The 21,171-nt window shown below is 61.5% G+C and carries 7 protein-coding genes and 1 pseudogene; 4 read left to right on the forward strand and 4 right to left on the reverse strand.

The window, feature by feature from the left end; all coding sequences use genetic code 11:
- Positions 1-11: 11 nt before the first annotated feature.
- Genes atuC through ACOYXE_RS02475 form a run of 3 tightly spaced genes read right to left on the reverse strand, consistent with a single transcriptional unit; the run spans position 12 to position 4,298 of the window.
- The gene (gene atuC / locus ACOYXE_RS02465; RefSeq protein WP_460927549.1) at positions 12-1,628 is read right to left on the reverse strand and encodes a geranyl-CoA carboxylase subunit beta; all 1,617 of its coding nucleotides are present in this window, start codon (positions 1,626-1,628) and stop codon (positions 12-14) included.
- A 3-nt stretch (positions 1,629-1,631) separates the two neighbouring features.
- Positions 1,632-2,501 carry an SDR family oxidoreductase gene (locus tag ACOYXE_RS02470; protein WP_160058877.1) on the reverse strand — a complete coding sequence of 290 codons (870 nt, stop codon included), beginning with the start codon at positions 2,499-2,501 and terminating at the stop codon, positions 1,632-1,634.
- Positions 2,502-2,513: 12 nt separating this feature from the next.
- Positions 2,514-4,298 carry an acyclic terpene utilization AtuA family protein gene (locus ACOYXE_RS02475; RefSeq protein ID WP_160058876.1) on the reverse strand — a complete coding sequence of 595 codons (1,785 nt, stop codon included), beginning with the start codon at positions 4,296-4,298 and terminating at the stop codon, positions 2,514-2,516.
- Between the two features lie 184 nt (positions 4,299-4,482).
- Here ACOYXE_RS02475 and ACOYXE_RS02480 point away from each other — a divergent pair, with 184 nt between their 5' ends.
- From ACOYXE_RS02480 to ACOYXE_RS02490, 3 genes are all read left to right on the forward strand, one after another.
- Entirely contained in the window at positions 4,483-5,106 is a 624-nt protein-coding gene (locus tag ACOYXE_RS02480; protein ID WP_160058875.1) for a TetR/AcrR family transcriptional regulator, read from the forward strand.
- A gap of 92 nt (positions 5,107-5,198) precedes the next feature.
- A complete protein-coding gene (locus ACOYXE_RS02485; protein WP_405123146.1) occupies positions 5,199-5,996 on the forward strand; it encodes a substrate-binding periplasmic protein in 798 nt (265 codons plus the stop codon).
- Between the two features lie 87 nt (positions 5,997-6,083).
- The gene (locus ACOYXE_RS02490; protein ID WP_160058874.1) at positions 6,084-7,097 is read left to right on the forward strand and encodes a GNAT family N-acetyltransferase; all 1,014 of its coding nucleotides are present in this window, start codon (positions 6,084-6,086) and stop codon (positions 7,095-7,097) included.
- Between the two features lie 108 nt (positions 7,098-7,205).
- Here the strand turns inward: ACOYXE_RS02490 and ACOYXE_RS02495 are convergent, their stop codons facing one another.
- A complete protein-coding gene (locus ACOYXE_RS02495; protein ID WP_160058873.1) occupies positions 7,206-7,760 on the reverse strand; it encodes an RNA polymerase factor sigma-70 in 555 nt (184 codons plus the stop codon).
- Between the two features lie 370 nt (positions 7,761-8,130).
- Between ACOYXE_RS02495 and ACOYXE_RS02500 the strand changes: the two are divergent.
- Positions 8,131-21,131: pseudogene (locus tag ACOYXE_RS02500) on the forward strand (non-ribosomal peptide synthetase).
- Positions 21,132-21,171 lie beyond the last annotated feature (40 nt).

The raw sequence follows: 21,171 nt of genomic DNA on the forward strand, positions 1-21,171 counted from the left end.
ATCCGTGGCGGTCAGAACCGGCTGACGCCGAAGCTGTTGGGTTGCAGCGTGCGAATGTCGGCCTCGTGGCAGATATCCAGCAAGTAGCCGAGCAGGGTGCGCGTGTCGCGCGGATCGATCAGCCCGTCGTCCCACAGGTTGGCGCTGCCGTAGAGCGCGGTGGACTGGCTGTCGAGTTTCTGCGCGGTGACCTGTTCGAGCATGTCGAGCATTTTCGGGTCTGGCGTCAGGCCGTCCTTCAACTGTTTGGCTTCGGTAACGATGCGCAAGACTTTGCCGGCCTGCGCACCGCCCATCACCGCCGTGCGGCTGTTCGGCCAGGCGAAGATGAAGCGTGGATCGAGTCCGCGTCCGCACATCGCATAGTTGCCGGCACCGTAGGAGCCGCCGACGACCATGGTCAGTTTAGGCACCCGTGCATTGGCCACCGCTTGAATCAATTTCGAGCCGTGTTTGATCACGCCTTGCTGCTCGGATTCGGTGCCGACCATGAAGCCGGTAGTGTTGTGGAAAAACAGCAGCGGCGTTTGGCTCTGATCGCACAACTGAATGAACTGCGCTGCCTTGCTCGCACCGTTCGGGGTGATCGGGCCGTTGTTGCCGATGAAACCGCAGGCGCGGCCCTGAATCTTCAACTGGCCACAAACGGTCTGTTGATCGAACTCGCCCTTGAATTCGACGAAGCAGGAATCATCGGCAATGCGCGCGATGATTTCGCGCACGTCATAAGGTTTTTTCGGATCATCCGGGATCAGCCCGAGCAATTCTTCGATCGGGTAAAGCGGTTCTTTGTATTGCGGCTCCGGCAGCCACGGCAGTTGCTCGTTCCAAGGCAGCATGCGCAGGATTTCACGTACCTGGCGCACGCCGTCGGCATCGTTTTCCGCGAGGTATTCAGCCGTCCCGGCAACCTGCGCATGCATCTCTGCACCGCCTAGTTCTTCATCGGTGGCGACTTCGCCGGTGGCCGCTTTCAGCAGTGGGGGGCCGGCGAGAAACAGCTTGGCCTTGCCGCGCACCACCACCACGTAATCCGACAGCCCTGGCTGATAAGCGCCGCCCGCCGTGGCCGAGCCGTGCACCACGGTGATCTGCGGCAAGCCCATTGCCGACATCCGCGCCTGATTGGCAAAACTGCGTGCGCCTTCGACGAAAATCTCGGCGGCGTAGTTGAGATTGGCGCCACCGCTTTCGGCGAGGGTGATCACCGGCAGTTTGTTTTCCTGAGCGATCTGTTGCAGGCGCAGGGATTTTTTCAGGCCGCTCGGCGAAATGGTGCCGCCCTTGATCGCGCTGTTGTTCGCCACGACCATCGCGCGAATGCCGCAGACGTATCCGATACCGGCAATAAGTCCGCCGCCGGCCGAGCTTCCATCCTTGTCGTCGTGCAACTTGTAGCCGGCGAGGCTGGCCAGTTCGAGAAACGGTGCACCGGGATCGAGCAACAGGTTCAGGCGTTCGCGCGGTAGCAACTGCCCGCGTTTATCGAATTTCGCCTTGGCGTCGGCCGCTTTGTTCAGCAGGTTCTGTTCGAGTTGCTGGACTTGCTCGATGGCCGTGAGCATCGCCGCACGGTTGCGCGCGAAGGCTTCGCTGTGCGGGTCGAGCTGGGACTGAATCTGCGGCATGGCTTACTCCTTGTCCTTGAGGACATCGGGAAGGTAGGCCCGGTGAAAGCCGTTGAACGACTCACTGTGAGTGGCCTTGTGCAGTGGCCATGCACGGCTGCCGAGGCTGGCCGCGCCATCGATTTTCAGCGTGCTGCCACTGATGAATGCCGCCGCCGGGCTGAGCAGAAACACGATCGCCGCGCTGACTTCCGATTCGGTGCCGATGCGCTTGAGCGGCACATGTTCGCGCAGGGTTGGAATCACCGCTTTGAACGCACCTTCATAGGTGTCCATACCACTGGAGGCGATCCAGCCCGGCGCCACCGCGTTGACCCGCACCCCGGCATAACCCCATTCAAACGCGGCAGTCTTGGTGAAATTGTCCATGCCCGAACGCGCCGCGCCGGAGTGGCCCATGCCGGGCATGCCGCCCCACATGTCGGCGAGCATGTTGACGATGTTGCCGCCGTGTTTGCTCATCGACTGGTTGAACACTTCCCGCGCCATCAGAAATCCGCCGACCAGATTGGTGCGCAATACGGTTTCGAAACCTTTCTGATTGATCGAGGCCAATGGCGATGGGTACTGGCCGCCGGCATTGTTGACCAGACCGTGAATCGGCCCGTGCTCGACGATCAGCTCCACGACCAGTTGTTTCACCGCTTCTTCATCACGGATATCGCAGGCCTTCCAGTGTGCGCGGCCACCGTCCTCGGCAATTTCCGCGGCGACCTTTTCCAGCTTTTCCGGCTTGCGCCCGACCAGCACCACGTTGGCGCCGAGCGCTGCCAGTTCATGCGCGGTGCAGCGCCCGATGCCGCTGCCGCCGCCGGTGACGATGATGGTCTGGCCGCTGAACAGATCGGCGTTGAAAATCGACGCGTAAGCCATGCAAACCATCCTCTAGTCGAGCTGTTCGGCGATGCTCTGCGGCACCGGGATCTGGATTTCCAACAGTTGTTGGGCGAAGGCCTTGCCTTGCGGATCGATGCGCAGACTGGCCACGCCACCACCGCCGAGAGCGTTTTCCAAGAGAAAATTCAGACTGTGGGTGCCGGGCAGATACCAGCGTTCGACCCGGCCGTGGATCGGATCGAGCACATGGCTCATCCAGTCGACAATGACGGACGGGGTCAGCGCTTCGGCGATCCACGGCAGGTATTCGGGTTTGCGCGGCAGCACGCCGATGTTGCTGTGGTTGCCTTTGTCACCGGAGCGCGCCACGGCCAGTTTCACCAAGGCCACGCTGGCATCGGCGCGGCCCTGTGGTTTGGGCGGCTGATGGGGCAGAGGTAAATCATTGCTGTCGAGGCTGCTGAGTGAGGGCAGGGCACACGGATAACGTTCACCGGCCATGTCGATGCGCAGCGAGCAAGCGCTTTTGTCGATCAGAAAAGAGAACAGACGAATCAGCGGATACACCGTGGGTCGCCCACCAACGATGCCGGTCAGCCCCGGTGCCATCCCGGTGGCGGCCTGGGCGATTTCCCGGGAGAACAGCACCAGTGCCTGTTTATTCGGGTGACGCACGGCGAGTTTGATCACCACTTCACGGCTGTCGTGGCGCTGGCCATGGGGGCCGTAGGTGGCTTCGCTGCCGAGCAATTCGATGTCGGTTTCGCTGTAGGGCGGCCAACCGCGCTGGCTGAACATTTCCGCCGTTTTGGCGATGATTGCCTGGCTGACCCGCCGCGCCTTGTCCACCGCATCGATACCGGCGATCAGGCAACTGGCGGTGCAGCGAAAACCGTCCGGGTACGTGGCGCTGACCTTGTACTTGTCGCTGGGTGGCAGGCCTTTGGCGCCGTGCACGTGCACGGCGTTTTTGCCTTGTTGCTGAAGTTTGACCTGAGTGAAATCACAGACCACGTCGGGCAACAGATAGGCCTGTGGATCGCCGACTTCATACAACATCTGCTCGCCGACGGTCAGCGGTGTGACCAGTCCACCTGAACCTTCGGGTTTGCTGACGATGAATTGGCTGTCGGCGCTGACCTCAACGATCGGAAAGCCGATGTGTTCGTAATCCGGCACGTCGCGCCAATCGGTGAAGTTGCCACCGGTGCACTGCGCGCCACATTCGATGATGTGTCCGGCCAGCGCGGCCTGGGCGAGTTTGTCGTAGTCGTGCCACGACCAGCCGAATTCGTGCACCAGTGCGGCGCTGACCACGGCGCTGTCGACCACGCGCCCGGTGATGACAATGTCGGCACCCAGTCGCAACGCTTCGACAATGCCCGGCGCGCCGAGGTAGGCGTTGGTCGACACGCACATCGCTGGCAGCGGGGCGCCGCTGAACATCTCGGTGACGCCGTTAAGTTGTTTGAATTGTGGTTGCAGGTCATCGCCGAGCAGTACGGCGATTTTCAGGTCGATGCCGGCCTTGTCACAGGCCGCTTGCAAGGCGTTGGCGCAGGCCTGCGGATTGACGCCGCCGGCATTGCTGATCACGCGGATGTTCTGCTCGGCCAACTGTGGCAGCAGAGGGGTGAGGATTTCGATGAAGTCGCTGGCGAACCCCGCCTGCGGGTCCTTCATGCGTGCGCCGGCCATGATCGACATGGTGATCTCGGCGAGGTAGTCGAACACCAGATAGTCCAGTTCGCCGCCTTCCACCAGCTGCGCGGCGGCGGTGGACGTATCTCCCCAGAAAGCACTGGCGCATCCGATGCGAACGGTGGTGGGCATTTTTATCTCCGACTCAGCAACCTGCGACAGAAGTGTCTTGAGGCTACCAAGCAAGCGCTTGGTTTGTAAACAGTTGAAACTATCTTCTGCCCAAGCGCTTGCTTGGTTGCCGCTGGCGGCTTAAATTGCGCGCAACCCTGCGGTTTCAGGGGGCAACAGACTGATCGACTGTAGGAGAGAACGGGTGGACGAGCAAAAAGCCCTGAGGGTCATGCGCGATTTGGTTGATAAAGGCCAATTGACCGACCCCGACAGCGCCCGCGGCAAATTGCTGCAAGTGGCCGCTCACCTGTTCCGTAACAAAGGCTATGAACGCACCACGGTGCGTGACCTGGCCGGCGCCGTCGGCATCCAGTCGGGCAGCATTTTTCATCACTTCAAAAGCAAGGATGAAATCCTCCGCGCAGTGATGGAAGAAACCATCCGCTACAACACTGCGTTGATGCGAGCGGCGCTGGCCGACGCGGCGGATGTGCGCGAGCGCGTGCTGGCGCTGATCCGCTGCGAATTGCAGTCGATCATGGGCGGTAGCGGTGAAGCCATGGCGGTGCTGGTCTACGAGTGGCGCTCGCTGTCCGAAGACGGTCAGGCCAAAGTGCTGGCGCTGCGCGATGTCTACGAGGACATCTGGCTGCAAGTGCTGGGTGAAGCCAAGGACGCCGGATTTATCCGTGGCGATGTATTTATTACCCGACGTTTCCTCACCGGTGCACTGTCGTGGACGACCACCTGGTTCCGTGCCGGCGGCAGTTTGAGCCTCGATCAGTTGGCCGATGAGGCGTTGATTCTGGTCCTCGAAGCGCGTTGAAGCACTTTCTATCCGGCCGGGAAACTGGCTAACTGGGCGAAACCGCCTAGCTTGAATGCATTGATCGGTATTTTTTCGGGGAGTGGGGTGTTTTGAAGTCTTCGCCAATTCGGACGGCCGCGGGGTTGTTGCTCGCAGCGCTGGCTGCATTTTGGGTTTTGCCCGCTCAGGCAGCGCAACTGGTTCGGGTCGGCGCGGCGCATTTTCCGCCTTACACCATTCGCCCGGAAAACGGCGCCGACACAGGCCTCCTGCCGCAGTTGGTCGAGGCCCTCAATCGTCTGCAAAGCGACTATCAGTTCGTCCTTGTGCCGACCTCGATTCCCCGGCGTTTCGGTGATTTCAAGCAGGGCCGGATCGACATGGCGATTTTCGAGAATCCCGATTGGGGCTGGAAAGATATTCCGCACACGGATGTCGACATGGGCCTGGAGGACGCCGAGATTTTCGTCGCACAACGCGAAGACGGTCGTCAGCAGAACTATTTTGTCGACCTCTCTGGCAAGCGCCTGGCGTTGTTCAGCGGTTATCACTACGAATTCGCCAGTTTCAACGCCGACCCCAAATATCTCGCACAGAACTACAAGGCCACGCTGACCTATTCCCATGACAGCAACCTGCTGATGGTGCTGCGCGGCCGCGCCGATATTGCCCTGGTGACGCGTTCCTATCTGTTCGATTACCTGCTGCGCAACGAGAAGGTGCGCGACGAGTTGCTGGTGTCGCAGCGTATCGATCAGATCTATCACCACTACGCGATCCTGCGCCCGGCAGCGCCCATTACCGGTGTCGCTTTTGGGAAGCTGCTGCAGGGCTTGCGCGACAACGGTGAAATGCTGAAGATTTTTGATCCTTACAAGATTGCGGTGGTGCCGGTGCCTCATCACTGAGGTACCGATTTCCCGGTAAAGCCTAAATTTTCCTTCCCGGCTCACGTCACATCGTTGAACTGTCGACGATTATCGTGAGCCCGACCCATGTCCAATCTGAATGACCTGAATGCCCTGGCCTTGCCTTCGGGCAGTCAACTGATCGCTGATGCCACCGAAAGCCGTCTAAGCCTGAGCCTGGACGGACAACCGCTGATTCGCCTGCGCCTCGATCGAGAGGCCAAGGGGGCAATCCAGCTCGATGAGCGCTTTGCGCTGCCGCCCGGGCAGGCGCTGTGGGCAGCCTGTTACTGGCTGTTCGCGCGGGATCCGGCGTGCCAACAATTGACTTGGCAATTGGATCAGCCACCGACCGAAGCCTTGCTCAGCGGATTGTTGTTGAGCACCGAAGTGGCCGGCGAGTATCGCTGCGAGCGCACGCTGTTCTGGCAACTGCCGCAACCTTGGCTCGGCACATCGCTGACCGGCAGTTATCCGCAGCAAATGGTCATCAGCCAAGGCAAGCGTCATCCCTTGCGGCCAGTCAAACCGCGCGGTGAAGTGTATCGGCGTTTCGATGCGCGTCTGGGTGCGTGGATTTCCTTGCGTACGGTCGAAATCGAAGAAGATTTGCCGCGTTTCAACCGCTGGCAGAACAGCCCGCGCGTCGCCAGTTTCTGGCAGGAAGAGGGCAGCATCGAGAAGCACCGCGAATACTTGAGCAAGCTCGATGCCGACCCGCACACGCTGACCTTGATCGGCTGCTTCGATGATCAGCCGTTTGCCTATTTCGAAGCCTATTGGGCCAAGGAAGATCGCATCGCGCCGTTCTACGATGCCGACAATTACGATCGTGGCATTCACATGCTGGTGGGCGAGGAAAATCATCGCGGCCCGCACAAAGTGGCGAGCTGGTTATCGGCGCTGGTGCATTACCTGTTTCTGGATGATCCGCGCACTCAGCGTGTGGTCGCTGAGCCTCGGGCGGACAACGCGAAGATGATCGGCCATATGCAGAATCAGTGTTTCCACTGCGAGAAGGAATTCGATTTCCCGCACAAGCGCGCGGCGCTGATGATTCTGGGGCGTGAGCGGTTTTTTGATCGGTGCAAACTGGCCTGAGGTGATTCAAAAGCAAAAGATCGCAGCCTTCGGCAGCTCCTGCAGAGGAATGCATTTCCATGTAGGAGCTGCCGAAGGCTGCGATCTTTTTTATCTGGCGACGCGGTCTTAACGACGACCCGCAATCACCGTATCCCGACGACTGCCCGAGACCTTGCGGCAGTGCACCAGCGCATCACGAATCATGAAGTTGACCAGGGTCGGCGATACGCCGAGTTCCTTGGCGATGTCCTTTTGCGGTACGCCGTGCAGGCGGTACATCTCAAACGCATAGCGCGTGCGGCTAGGCAGTTCGGTCAGCGCGTCGGCGATGTTTTCCAGGGTCGAGAAGTTGATGTGCGAGGTTTCCGGCGAAGCACCTTGAATGACCACGTTCAGCCCTTCCTCTTCAGGGCCGGAGTACTTCTGCTCAAGCGCCTGTTTGCGGTAGTGATCGATGGCGAGGTTGCGCACGATCTGGAACAGATAGCTCAGTTGGGCTTTGATCGACGACGTGATCGGTGGCGCCGATTGCAGTCGGAAAAACGCATCCTGCACCACATCTTCGGCGCGCGACCGACAGCCGGTAATACGAGCTGCAATTTTGACCAGAATCAGTCGATTGTCGACGAATGCCTGAAGTAGCGGTGAATCGCACTTGCTTGTGGATACTTGTTCCGTCATGGAAATCACCTTGCTGCCAAATAGGTTAGTGGGACGCCTGGGGGACGTGGCCGTCCTACACATCGAGCGACAAATTATGTTGAATGATAATGATTGTCAATTGAGAAAGAGAAGTAATGCGCCACAAAGGTGCGTTCTGAGAACTGCGACACGCCGCCACACCCCGGCCCCATTGGCGATGGAGCCTGCCGACTAATTATTTCAAGACGTCATCCGTTCTCATTGGTGAATGGTTCCGGGCGCACAGTCCCGGCCAGACAGCATTCCGATGCCTTGCGCGGTCGGCACAGACCGCGCCCTGCATGCCCTTCGAGGGGCGTGACGCAGCAACCCGATTCCATTAGCAAGCCGAATTCAGGCAGGAAACCTCATGACCGACGCGTTCGAACTCCCCAGCACCCTGGTCCAAGCCCTCCAGCGCCGCGCGACCCTGACGCCGGATCGGCTGGCCTTGCGTTTTCTCGCTGAAAACCCGGAGCAGGCTGTGGTGCTCAGTTATCGCGAGCTGGATCAACGTGCACGCATGATCGCCGCCGCGTTACAGGCTGATACTGAATTCGGTAATCGCGCGGTGCTGCTGTTTCCCAGTGGCCCGGATTACGTCGCGGCGTTTTTTGGTTGCCTGTACGCCGGCGTGATCGCGGTGCCGGCCTATCCGCCGGAGTCCGCGCGTCGCCACCACCAGGAGCGTTTGCTGTCGATCATTGCCGACGCCGAACCGCGTCTGCTGTTGACCAGCGCCGACCTGCGCGACGCCTTGCAGCAGATCGAAGGCGCGCCGCCGTTGCTGTGTGTCGACACCCTCGACCGAACGCTGGCCGAAAACTGGGTTGAACCAAGCCTGCCGCAAGATCACATCGCGTTCCTGCAATACACCTCCGGCTCCACCGCACTGCCCAAAGGCGTACAGGTCAGCCACGGCAATCTGGTAGCCAACGAACTGTTGATCCGTCACGGTTTTGGCATCGATGTAAATCCGGATGATGTGATCGTCAGCTGGTTGCCGCTGTATCACGACATGGGGTTGATCGGCGGTCTGTTGCAGCCGATCTTCAGCGGCGTGCCGTGCATTCTCATGTCGCCGGCCTACTTCCTCGGCCGGCCGTTGCGCTGGCTGGAAGCGATCAGCGAGTACGGCGGCACCATCAGCGGCGGGCCGGACTTCGCCTATCGTTTGTGCAGCGAACGGGTCAGTGAATCAGCCCTTGAGCGTCTGGATCTGAGCCGCTGGCGTGTAGCCTATTCCGGCTCCGAGCCAATCCGTCTCGACACCCTCGAACGCTTCGCCGAGAAGTTCGCGGCGAGCGGTTTCAGCGAAACCAGTTTCATGGCCTCGTACGGTCTGGCCGAAGCGACGCTATTCGTCGCCGGCACCCCGCGCGGCACTGGCATCCCGGCACTGCGCGTGGACGATCAGGCGCTGGCGCAAAACCGCGCCGAGCCGGGCGAGGGCAGTCCGATCATGAGTTGCGGCATCAGCCAGCCGGAACACGCCGTGCTGATCGTCGAGCCGAGCAGTCTCGAAGAACTGGCCGACAACGCTGTCGGTGAAGTCTGGGCTGCCGGCCCGAGCATCGCCTACGGTTACTGGCGCAACCCCGAAGCCAGCGCCAAGACTTTCGTTCAGCACGCTGGCCGCACCTGGCTGCGCACCGGTGACCTGGGCTTCATGCGCGACGGTGAGCTGTTCATCACCGGGCGCCTGAAAGACATGCTGATCGTGCGTGGGCATAACCTCTATCCGCAGGACATCGAGAAGACCGTCGAAAACGAAGTGGAGGTGGTGCGCAAGGGTCGCGTCGCTGCGTTCGCGGTCAATCAGAAGGGTGAAGAGGGCATCGGCATCGCCGCGGAAATCAGCCGCAGCGTGCAAAAAATCCTGCCGCCGGAAGCCCTGATCAAAGCCATTCGCCAAGCCGTGGCCGAGGCTTATCAGGAAGCGCCGAGCGTGGTGGTACTGCTCAATCCGGGCGCGCTGCCGAAAACCTCCAGCGGCAAATTGCAACGCTCCGCGTGCCGCAATCGTCTGGCCGATGGCAGCCTCGACAGCTACGCGGTGTTCCCGTCGACTGCATCCGAAACTCAAGAGTCGACCACCATCGGCTCGGAACTCGAAGCCTTGATCGGCAAGATCTGGGCCGAGCAACTCAACGTCAAACAGGTCAACGCCGACGACCACTTCTTCCTGCTCGGCGGCAACTCGATCGCCGCCACGCAGGTGATCGCCCGGGTTCGCGAGGAACTCAGCCTTGAGCTGAACCTGCGTCTGCTGTTCGAAGCGCCGACGCTGGCCGAGTTCGCCGCAGCCGTGGCGCAACAGCAACAGGACGGCGGCAGTGCCCAAGGCGCAATCACCACGCTATCGCGCAGCGAGCCGATGCCGCAATCGCTGGCGCAAAACCGCTTGTGGATCACCTGGCAACTCGACCCGCAAAGCAGCGCCTACAACATTCCCGGCGGCCTGCGCTTGCGCGGCGAACTCGATGAAGACGCCTTGCGCGCCAGCTTCCAGCAACTGATCGAACGCCACGAATCGCTGCGCACCCGCTTCTTCGAGCGCGACTGCGTCGCTCTGCAAAAAGTCGATGCCGCCGCCGAATTCAACCTGCAACTGATCGACATCAGCGACCTGCCGGTGCATGAGCGCGAAACCCGCGCTCAACAAATCCGCGAAGACGCAGCGCGCACCCAGTTCGACCTGGAAAAAGGCCCGCTGCTGTGGGTGACGCTGGTGCGTCTCGACGACGAAGATCACCAACTTCTCGTGACCCTGCACCACATCATCGCCGACGGCTGGTCGCTGAACGTATTGATCGACGAATTCTCGCGCCTGTACGCCGCCGCCTCGCAAGGGACGGCCGCCAACCTCGCGCCACTGCCAACTCAATACGCTGACTACGGCAGTTGGCAGCGCCAATGGTTGGCACAGGGTGAGGGCGAGCGACAACTGACATACTGGAAAGCGCAGCTGGGTGAGGAACATCCAACGCTGGAACTGGCCACTGATCATCCACGTTCGGCGCAAAAAAATCGCAGCGCAGCACGCCACACTGTGCGTCTGGGTGTCAGCCTCAGCGATGCGATCCGCAACACGGCTCAGGCTCACGAGTCGACACCGTTCATGCTGCTGCTCTCGGCATTCCAGAGCCTGCTGCACCGTTACAGCGGTCAGCGCAATATCCGCATCGGCGTGCCCAATGCCAACCGTCCACGCCTGGAAACCCAAGGTCTGATCGGCTTCTTTATCAACACCCAAGTGCTGCGTGCAGAAATTCATTCGCGCCAGTCGTTTGTCGAGCTGCTGGCCCAGACCCGTCAAGCTGCACTCGGTGCGCAAGCGAATCAGGATCTGCCCTTCGAACAACTGCTCGAGGCCTTCCCGCAAGCCCGCGAACAAGGCCTGTTCCAGGTCATGTTCAATCACCAACAGCGCGATCTGAGCGCGCTCAAGCGCCTGCCGGGTCTGCTCGCCGAAGAACTGCCGTGGCACAGCCGCGAAGCCAAGTTCGACCTGCAACTGCACAGCGAAGAAGACCGTAGTGGCCGGCTGACCTTGTCGTTCGACTATGCCAGCGAATTGTTTGACGCCGCGACCATCGAACGTCTTGCCGAGCACTTCAGCAACCTGCTGCGCGAAGTCTGCGAGCGCCCGCAACAAGCCATCGGTGATCTGCAACTGCTGACCACCACCGAGCACGATCAGCAGAAAAACTGGAGCGTCGCGCCATGCACCCCAGCGCAACAATGGCTACCGGAACTGCTCAACGAGCAAGCGCGGCTGACCCCGGAACGCACCGCGCTGGTGTGGGACGGTGGCAGCCTCGACTTCGCTGAACTGCACGCTCAGGCCAACCGCCTCGCGCACTATTTGCGCGACAAAGGCGTCGGCCCCGACGTTTGCGTGGCTATCGCCGCCGAGCGTTCGCCACAACTGTTGATTGGCCTGCTGGCGATCATCAAGGCCGGCGGCGCTTATGTGCCGCTGGACCCGGAATACCCGGCCGATCGACTGGCTTACATGCTCAGCGACAGCGGTGTCGAACTGCTACTGACCCAGACCGAATTGCTCGACCGTTTGCCGGCCAGCGACGGCGTCAGCGTCATCGCCATGGACGCCTTGCACCTGGAAAACTGGCCGAGCCAGGCGCCGGGTTTGCACCTGCACGGCGACAACCTCGCCTACGTGATTTACACCTCGGGCTCCACCGGCCAACCTAAAGGCGTCGGCAACACTCACGCCGCGCTGGCCGAACGTCTGCAATGGATGCAGAACGCTTACGCGCTCAACGAAACCGATGTGCTGATGCAAAAGGCGCCGATCAGTTTCGATGTGTCGGTGTGGGAATGCTTCTGGCCGCTGATCACCGGTGCGCGTCTGTTGATCGCCGGTCCCGGTGAACACCGCGATCCGCATCGCATCGCGCAACTGGTTCAAGCCTATGGCGTGACTACCCTGCACTTTGTCCCGCCGCTGCTCTCGCTGTTTATCGACGAACCGCTGAGCGCCGAGTGCACCAGCCTGCGCCGCGTGTTCTCCGGCGGTGAAGCGCTGCCTGCCGAATTGCGCAATCGCGTAATCGCGCAACTACCAGCAGTGCAATTGCACAACCGTTACGGCCCGACCGAAACCGCGATCAACGTCACCCACTGGCACTGCACCTCTGCCGATGGCGAACGTTCGCCGATCGGTCGTCCGTTGGGCAATGTGATTTGCCGCGTGCTTGAAGCCGATCTCAATCCAGTGCCGGCCGGTGTGCCGGGTGAACTGTGCATCAGCGGTATCGGTCTGGCTCGCGGCTACCTCGGCCGTCCATCGTTGACCGCAGAACGTTTTGTCGTCGATCCAATGGGCGAGCAGGGCGCGCGGTTGTACCGTACCGGTGACCGTGCGCGCTGGACCTCTGATGGCGTGATCGAATACCTCGGTCGCCTCGATCAGCAAGTCAAACTGCGTGGCTTCCGCGTTGAACCGGAAGAGATCGAAGCTCGTCTGCTCGCCCAGGACGGCGTCGCTCAAGCCGTGGTGCTGGTGCGCGAAACCGCTGCCGGTGCGCAGTTGATTGGCTACTTCACCGCCCTTGAGGCCAGCGAAGATCAGGATGAGCAAATTGCTCGCCTGAAAACCGCGCTGGCCGCCGAGCTGCCGGAATACATGGTTCCGGCGCAACTGATGCGTCTGGACGCAATGCCCCTGAGCCCGAGCGGCAAACTCGACCGCCGCGCCTTGCCCGAACCGCAATGGCAAGTGCGTGAACACGTCGAGCCGGTAACTGAACTGGAACAACAGATCGCCGCGATCTGGCGCGAAGTGCTCGGTCTGGCACGAGTCGGTCTGCGCGACGACTTCTTCGCCCTCGGTGGTCACTCGCTGCTGGCCACGCAAATCATCTCGCGCACCCGTCAGGCCTGTGACGTCGAACTGCCGTTGCGGGCCTTGTTCGAGCACAGCGAACTCGGTGATTTCGCCGAACAGATCCGCCTGATCCAGGCCAGTGGCCGCACCAACAAACAGCCGCCGATCGACAAGGTTGACCGCAGCAAACCGGTGCCGTTGTCCTACTCGCAACAGCGCATGTGGTTCCTCTGGCAGATGGAGCCGGACAGCCCGGCGTATAACGTCGGCGGCATGGCGCGTCTGCGTGGCGTGTTGCATGTCGAGCGTTTTGAGTCGGCGTTGCAAGCGCTGATCCTGCGTCACGAAACCCTGCGCACCACATTCCCGAGCGTCGACGGCGTCGCCCGTCAGCAGGTGCATGCCGAGACTGGTGTGCGCATGGGCTGGAAGGACTTCTCCAAGTCCGCCGCCGATGTGCGCGAGCAAAAGGTTCAGCAATTCGCCGACGAAGAGGCGCATCTGCCGTTCGATCTGGAAACCGGCCCGCTGCTACGCGCCTGTCTGGTGAAGACCTCCGAGCAGGAGCATTACTTTGTCCTGACTCTGCACCACATCGTCACCGAAGGCTGGGCGATGGATATTTTCGCCCGCGAACTCAGTGCGCTTTACGAAGCGTTTGTCGATGACCGTGATTCGCCGCTTGAGCCGCTGCCGGTGCAGTACCTCGACTACAGCGTCTGGCAGCGCAACTGGCTGGAATCCGGCGAGCGTCAGCGCCAACTCGACTACTGGACCGCGCAACTCGGTCGTGAGCATCCATTGCTGGAGTTGCCGGGCGACCGCCCGCGTCCACCGGTGCAAAGCCATCAGGGTGAGCTGTTCCGTTTCGATCTGAGCGACGATCTTGCCGCGCGGGTTCGTGCGTTCAATGCGCAAAACGGTCTGACCCTGTTCATGACCATGACCGCCGCACTCGCCACCCTGCTTTACCGCTACAGCGGCCAGACCGATCTGCGCATCGGCGCACCGGTGGCCAACCGCATCCGCCCGGAAAGCGAAGGGCTGATCGGTGCGTTCCTCAACACCCAAGTGCTGCGTTGCCAGCTCGACGGCATGATGTCGGTCGGCGAATTGTTCGAGCAGGTGCGTCACACCGTGATCGAAGGCCAGTCGCATCAGGATCTGCCGTTCGATTATCTGGTTGAAGCCTTGCAGCCGCCACGCAGCGCCGCGTACAACCCGCTGTTCCAGGTGATGTGCAACGTGCAGCGCTGGGAATTCCAGCAGAGCCGCATGCTCGCCGGTATGACCGTCGAATATCTGGCCAACGATGCGCGGGCGACCAAGTTCGACCTCAACCTGGAAGTCACCGACCTCGACCATCGCCTCGGTTGCTGCCTGACTTACAGCACCGATCTGTTCGACGAGCCGACCATCGCGCGCATGGCCAAGCATTGGCGCAACCTGCTCGAAGCGTTGATCGCCGATCCACAACAACGCCTCAGCGAATTGCCGCTGCTCGATCAACCCGAGCAACAGCAACTGCTCGACAGCCTCGGTATCGAGCCGGGCGAGCATCGTCTCGACCAGTGCATTCATCACCTGTTCGCCGAACAGGCGCTGGCACGCAAAGACGCGCCGGCCCTGACCTTCGCCGGGCAGACCCTGAGCTACGCCGAACTCGACGCCCGCGCCAATCGCTTGGCCTGGGCCTTGCGTGAGCGTGGCGTCGGCCCGCAAGTGCGCGTCGGTCTGGCGCTGGAGCGTTCGCTGGAAATGGTCATCGGCTTGCTGGCGATTCTCAAGGCTGGCGGTGCGTATGTGCCGCTGGACCCGGAATACCCGCTCGACCGTCTGCATTACATGATCGACGACAGCCGCATCGGTTTGCTGCTCAGCGATCGCGCGATGTTCCAGGCCCTCGGCGATCTGCCGCCAAGCGTGACGCGTTGGTGCCTGGAAGATGACAGCGCAGCACTCGCCGCTTACCCGGCCACTGAGCTGCCATTTATCAGCCTGCCGCAGCATCAGGCGTACCTGATTTACACCTCGGGTTCGACTGGCAAGCCGAAAGGTGTGGTGGTCTCCCACGGCGAAATCGCCATGCACTGCCAAGCCGTGATCGAGCGTTTCGGCATGCGCCCGGACGATTGCGAACTGCACTTCTATTCGATCAACTTCGACGCCGCCACCGAGCGTCTGCTGGTGCCGCTGCTCAGCGGCGCGCAGGTGGTGTTGCGTGCGCAAGGTCAGTGGGACGCGGAAGAGATCTGCGGTTTGATCCGCACGCATAAAATCAACGTGCTCGGTTTTACCCCGAGCTACGGTAGCCAGTTGGCGCAGTTCCTCTCGACGCAAAACGAAATCCTCCCGGTGCGGATGATCATCACTGGCGGCGAAGCGTTGACCGGTGAACACCTGCAGCGCGTTCGTGCGGCGTTCAAACCGGCGATGTTCTTCAACGCCTACGGCCCGACCGAAACCGTGGTCATGCCCTTGGCCAGTCTGGCGCCGGAGGTGCTGGAAGAGGGCGCCGGCAGTGTGCCGATCGGCAGCGTGATCGGTGCGCGCGTGGCGTACATTCTCGACGCCGATCTGGCGTTGGTGCCGCAAGGTGCGACCGGTGAGTTGTTCGTCGGCGGCGCCGGTCTGGCACAGACGCCTATCACGATCGTCCGGGCATCACCGCCGAACGTTTTGTCGCTGACCCGTTCGCCACCGATGGCGGGCGCATGTACCGCACCGGCGACCTGGTGCGCCAGCGTGCCGATGGTTTGGTGGAATACCTGGGCCGGATCGACCATCAGGTGAAGATCCGTGGTTTCCGTATCGAGCTGGGCGAAATCGAAACGCGCCTGCTCGATCACGACTCGATCCGCGAAGCCGTGGTGCTCGCCCTCGACGCGCCGAGCGGCAAGCAATTGGTCGGTTACCTCGTCACCGAAATCGCCGAGCAAAGCGAAGCCAATCAGGCTGAACTGCGCGACGCCCTCAAGTCGCACCTCAAGGCGCAACTGCCGGATTACATGGTGCCGACGCACCTGATTCTGCTGGCGAGCATGCCGCTGACCGCCAACGGCAAACTCGACCGCCGCGCCTTGCCGGCGCCGGATCCTGAGTTGAATCGTCAGGACTACGTTGCCCCAAGTAATGAGCTGGAACAGACCTTGGCGCAGATCTGGTGCGAAGTGCTCAACGTCGAACAGGTCGGCCTCAACGACAACTTCTTCGAACTCGGCGGCGACTCGATTCTGTCGATTCAAGTGGTCAGTCGTGCACGGCAGCAAGGCATTCATTTCAGCCCGCGTGATCTGTTCCAGCATCAGACCGTGCAGACCCTCGCCGCCGTGGCCAGTCGCACCGAGCAGGTGATGGCCGAGCAAGGTCTGGTGGTTGGCGAATCGGCGCTGACGCCGATTCAGCATTGGTTCTTCGACACCGAAATTCCTGCGCGTCAGCACTGGAACCAGGCGTTGTTGCTGGAACCGACCGTGCTGCTGGAAGCGCATCGTCTGGAGCAGGCGCTGTTGGCCGTGATCGAGCAGCATGATGCCCTGCGTCTGCGCTTTACCGAGGCCAACGGCGAGTGGCAAGCCACGCACCAACCGGTGTCCGATGCAGCCGTGCTGTGGCAAGTGCGCGTGACCTCGATGGACAAGTGCGAAGCACTGTTCGCCGATGCCCAGCGCAGCCTCGACCTGGAACAAGGTCCGTTGGTCCGCGCTGTGCTGGTCGATGGCCCGCAAGGTCAGCAACGCCTGTTTATCGCGATCCATCACTTGGTCGTCGACGGTGTGTCGTGGCGCGTCTTGCTCGACGATGTGCAAACCGTTTACCGCCAACTCGACGCCGGGCAGTCGGTCAAACTGCCGGCGAAAACCAGTGCCTTCAAGGACTGGACGGCGCGTTTGCAGGCTTATGCCGGCAGCGAATCCCTGCGCGAAGAACTCGACTGGTGGCAGACCCAACTGGCCGGCCCGAACGCCGACCTGCCTTGCGAAAACCCGCAGGGCGGCCAGCAGAATCGCCACGCGCAAACCGTCAGCGTGCGTCTCGATGCCGAGCACACCAGACAGTTGCTGCAACAGGCTCCGGCGGCTTACCGCACGCAGGTCAACGACTTGCTGCTGACCGCACTGGCGCGCGTGCTGTGCCGCTGGAGCGGTCAACCGTCGACGCTGGTTCAACTGGAAGGCCACGGCCGCGAAACCCTGTTCGACGAGATCGACCTGACCCGCACCGTCGGCTGGTTCACCAGCGCTTACCCACTGCGCCTGACTCCGCACAATATCGAAGAGGCTGCGGGGCAGGGCGCTTCGATCAAGGCGATCAAGGAGCAACTGCGCGCGGTGCCGCACAAAGGCCTCGGCTATGGCGTGCTGCGTTATCTCGCCGACGATCTCAGCCAGCGCAGCATGGCCGCGCTGCCGCATGCGCCGGTGACCTTCAACTACCTCGGCCAGTTCGACCAGAGTTTCGGCAGCGATGCGCTGTTCCGTCCGCTGGATGAAGCGGTCGGTGCCGCCCACGATCCGCAGGCGCCATTGCCGAACGAGCTGAGCATCGACAGTCAGGTTTACGGCGGTGAACTGCTGCTGCGCTGGACCTTCAGCGCCGAGCGTTACGAGGCGCAGACTATCAACGATCTCGCCGATGCCTACCTCGGCGAGCTGCAAAGCCTGATCACCCATTGCCTGCAAGACGAGGCCGGTGGCCTGACGCCGTCGGACTTCCCGCTGGCCAGGCTGACTCAGGCGCAACTCGATGCCTTGCCGGTGCCGGCCGCGCACATCGAAGACGTCTATCCGCTGACGCCGATGCAGGAAGGCATGTTGCTGCACACGTTGCTCGAACCGGGCACCGGTCTGTACTACATGCAGGATCGTTACCGCATCAACAGCGAACTCGACGCCGAGCGTTTCGCCCAGGCCTGGCAAGCGGTGATCGCCCGTCACGAAGCGTTGCGCGCGTCGTTCTGCTGGAACGTCGGCGAAGACATGCTGCAAGTGATTCATACGCCGGGTCGTACGCCAATCGAATATCTGGACTGGAGCGCCATTGCCGAAGCCGAGCAGGAACCGAAGCTGCAAGCGCTGTTGAAAGACGAGCGCGAGGCCGGTTTCGATCTGCTCAATCAGGCGCCGTTTCACCTGCGCCTGATCAAGGTTGGCGCAGCGCGTTACTGGTTCATGATGAGCAACCATCACATCCTCATCGATGCCTGGTGCCGCTCGCTGCTGATGAATGACTTCTTTGAGATCTACACTGCTCTGGGCGAAGGTCGCGAAGCACAATTGAGCATGCCCCCGCGTTATCGCGATTACATCGGCTGGCTGCAACGCCAGAGCCTGGCCGAAGCGCGGCAGTGGTGGCAGCAGAACCTGCAAGGGTTCGAGCGCACCACGCCGATCCCGAGTGACCGGCCGTTCCTGCGCGAACATGCCGGTGAAAGCGGCGGGATGATCGTCGGCGACCGCTACACCCGCCTCAATGTCGAGGACGGTGCGCGTCTGCGGGAACTGGCGCAGGCGCATCAATTGACCATCAACACGTTTGCTCAAGCCGCGTGGGCCTTGGTGCTGCGCCGCATGAGCGGCGATCGTGACGTGCTGTTCGGCGTGACCGTGGCCGGTCGTCCGGTGGAAATGCCGGAGATGCAGCGCACCGTCGGCCTGTTCATCAACAGCATCGCCCTGCGGGTGAAAATGCCTGAGGACGATCAGCGCAGCAGCGTGCGTGAGTGGCTCAGTGGCTTGCTCGACAGCAACATGCAGCTGCGCGAGTACGAATACCTGCCGCTGGTGAACATTCAGGAACAGAGCGAACTGCCGAAAGGCCAGCCGCTGTTCGACAGCCTGTTCGTCTTTGAAAACGCGCCAGTGGAAGTCTCGGTGCTGGACCGCGCGCAGAGCCTGAACGCGACCTCGGATTCGGGCCGAACCCACACCAACTTCCCACTGACGGCGGTGTGCTACCCGGGCGATGACCTTGGTCTGCATCTGTCGTACGACCAGCGCTACTTCGACGAATCGACCATCGAGCGCATGCTCGGCGAGTTCAAACGTCTGCTGCTGGCGTTGGTCGATGGCTTCCATGGCGACATGGCCGATCTGCCGCTGCTGGGTGCAGAAGAACAGGACTTCCTGCTGCACGGTTGCAACCAGAGTGCCCACGACTATCCGCTGGACCAAAGCTACGTCGCGCTGTTTGAAAAGCAGGTCGCTGCGCATCCGCAGCGTATCGCCGCGACGTGCCTTGATCAGCAACAGAGCTACGCCGAGCTGAACCACAACGCCAACCGTCTCGGTCATGCCCTGGTCGCGGCCGGTGTGCAGATGGATCAACCGGTGGCGCTGCTCGCCGAGCGTAATCTCGATCTGCTCGGCATGATCATTGGCAGCTTCAAGGCGGGCGCGGGTTATCTGCCGCTGGATCCGGGCCTGCCGAGCCAGCGTCTGCAACGCATCATCGAGCTGAGCCGCACGCCGGTGCTGGTCTGCTCCAAAGCATGTTTTGAACAGGCGCAGACGCTACTGGATGAATTCAGCTGCGCCAATCGCCCACGCTTGCTGGTGTGGGAAGAGGTACAAGCGGCGGCGATGTCGGCGCAGGATTTGGGTATTTACAGCGGCCCGGACAACCTCGCTTACGTGATCTACACCTCGGGTTCGACCGGCCTGCCGAAGGGCGTGATGGTCGAGCAGCGCGGCATGCTCAACAACCAGTTGAGCAAGGTGCCGTACTTGAATTTGAGCGACGCCGACGTGATCGCCCAGACCGCTTCGCAAAGCTTCGATATTTCGGTCTGGCAGTTCCTTGCCGCACCGTTGTTCGGTGCGCGCGTGGACATCGTGCCGAATACGATTGCCCACGATCCGCAAGGTTTGTTGGTGCATGTGCAGGCGCAGGGCATCACCGTGCTGGAGAGCGTGCCATCGCTGATTCAGGGCATGCTCGCCGCGGATCGTCTGAGTCTGGATGGCCTGCGCTGGATGCTGCCGACCGGTGAAGCGATGCCGCCGGAACTGGCGCACCAATGGCTGCTGCGTTACCCGGACATCGGTCTGGTCAACGCTTATGGTCCGGCGGAATGTTCCGATGACGTAGCGTTCTTCCGCGTCGACATGGCGTCGACGCGCGGCAGTTACTTGCCGATCGGTACGCCGACCGACAACAACTTGCTGTACCTGGTCGATGGCGCGCTGGAGCTGGTGCCGTTGGGCGCGGTGGGTGAGTTGTGCGTGGCGGGTACGGGCGTCGGACGCGGTTATGTCAGCGATCCGCTGCGCACCGCGCCAGTGTTTGTGCCGAACCCGTTCGGTGCGCCGGGCGAGCGTCTGTATCGCACCGGTGACCTGGCGCGGCGCCGCAGCGACGGTGTGCTGGAATACGTTGGCCGGGTTGACCATCAAGTGAAGATTCGCGGTTACCGCATCGAGCTGGGTGAGATCGAGGCGCGTCTGCATGAGCAACCGGAAGTGCGCGATGGTGCGGTCGGTGTGCAGGAAGGCGTCAATGGCAAGCACTTGGTCGGCTATCTGGTTGCGGCCGATTCGGCACTCAATCCGAGCGAACGCCTGGAGCGGATCAAACAGCGCCTGCGCGCCGAACTGCCGGAATACATGGTGCCGCTGCACTGGTTGTGGCTCGATCAGCTGCCGCTGAACGCCAACGGCAAACTCGACCGCAAAGCCCTGCCCGCGCTGGAGATCGGCCAGTTGCAGAGCCAGGATTATCTGGCCCCGCGCAATGATCTTGAACAGAGGCTGGCTGATATTTGGGCCGAGGTGCTAAAGGTCGAAAAGGTCGGTGTACGCGACAACTTCTTCGAGCTGGGCGGGCACTCGTTGCTGGCCACGCAGATCGCCTCGCGGGTGCAGAAAACCCTGCAACGTGACGTGCCGCTGCGGGCGATGTTCGAGTGCAGCACGGTGGAGGAATTGGCCGAGTACATCGATGGGCTGGCGGCGAGTGACATCACCGAGGAGAAGGTCGACCGCTTGAATGATCTGATGGCGGAGCTGGAGGGCTTCTAGTTCTTTAGCGCCTGCATTGGCCTCATCGCGAGCAGGGGAA

The sequence above is a fragment of the Pseudomonas sp. MC6 genome (assembly GCF_054790575.1).

What these genes read in the sequence shown, in the direction of transcription:
- ACOYXE_RS02495 (WP_160058873.1), bottom strand. Translation starts at nt 7,760, where the DNA reads ATGACGGAACAAGTATCCACAAGCAAGTGCGATTCACCGCTACTTCAG.
- ACOYXE_RS02475 (WP_160058876.1), bottom strand. Translation starts at nt 4,298, where the DNA reads ATGCCCACCACCGTTCGCATCGGATGCGCCAGTGCTTTCTGGGGAGAT.
- atuC (WP_460927549.1), bottom strand. Translation starts at nt 1,628, where the DNA reads ATGCCGCAGATTCAGTCCCAGCTCGACCCGCACAGCGAAGCCTTCGCG.
- ACOYXE_RS02470 (WP_160058877.1), bottom strand. Translation starts at nt 2,501, where the DNA reads ATGGCTTACGCGTCGATTTTCAACGCCGATCTGTTCAGCGGCCAGACC.
- ACOYXE_RS02490 (WP_160058874.1), top strand. Translation starts at nt 6,084, where the DNA reads ATGTCCAATCTGAATGACCTGAATGCCCTGGCCTTGCCTTCGGGCAGT.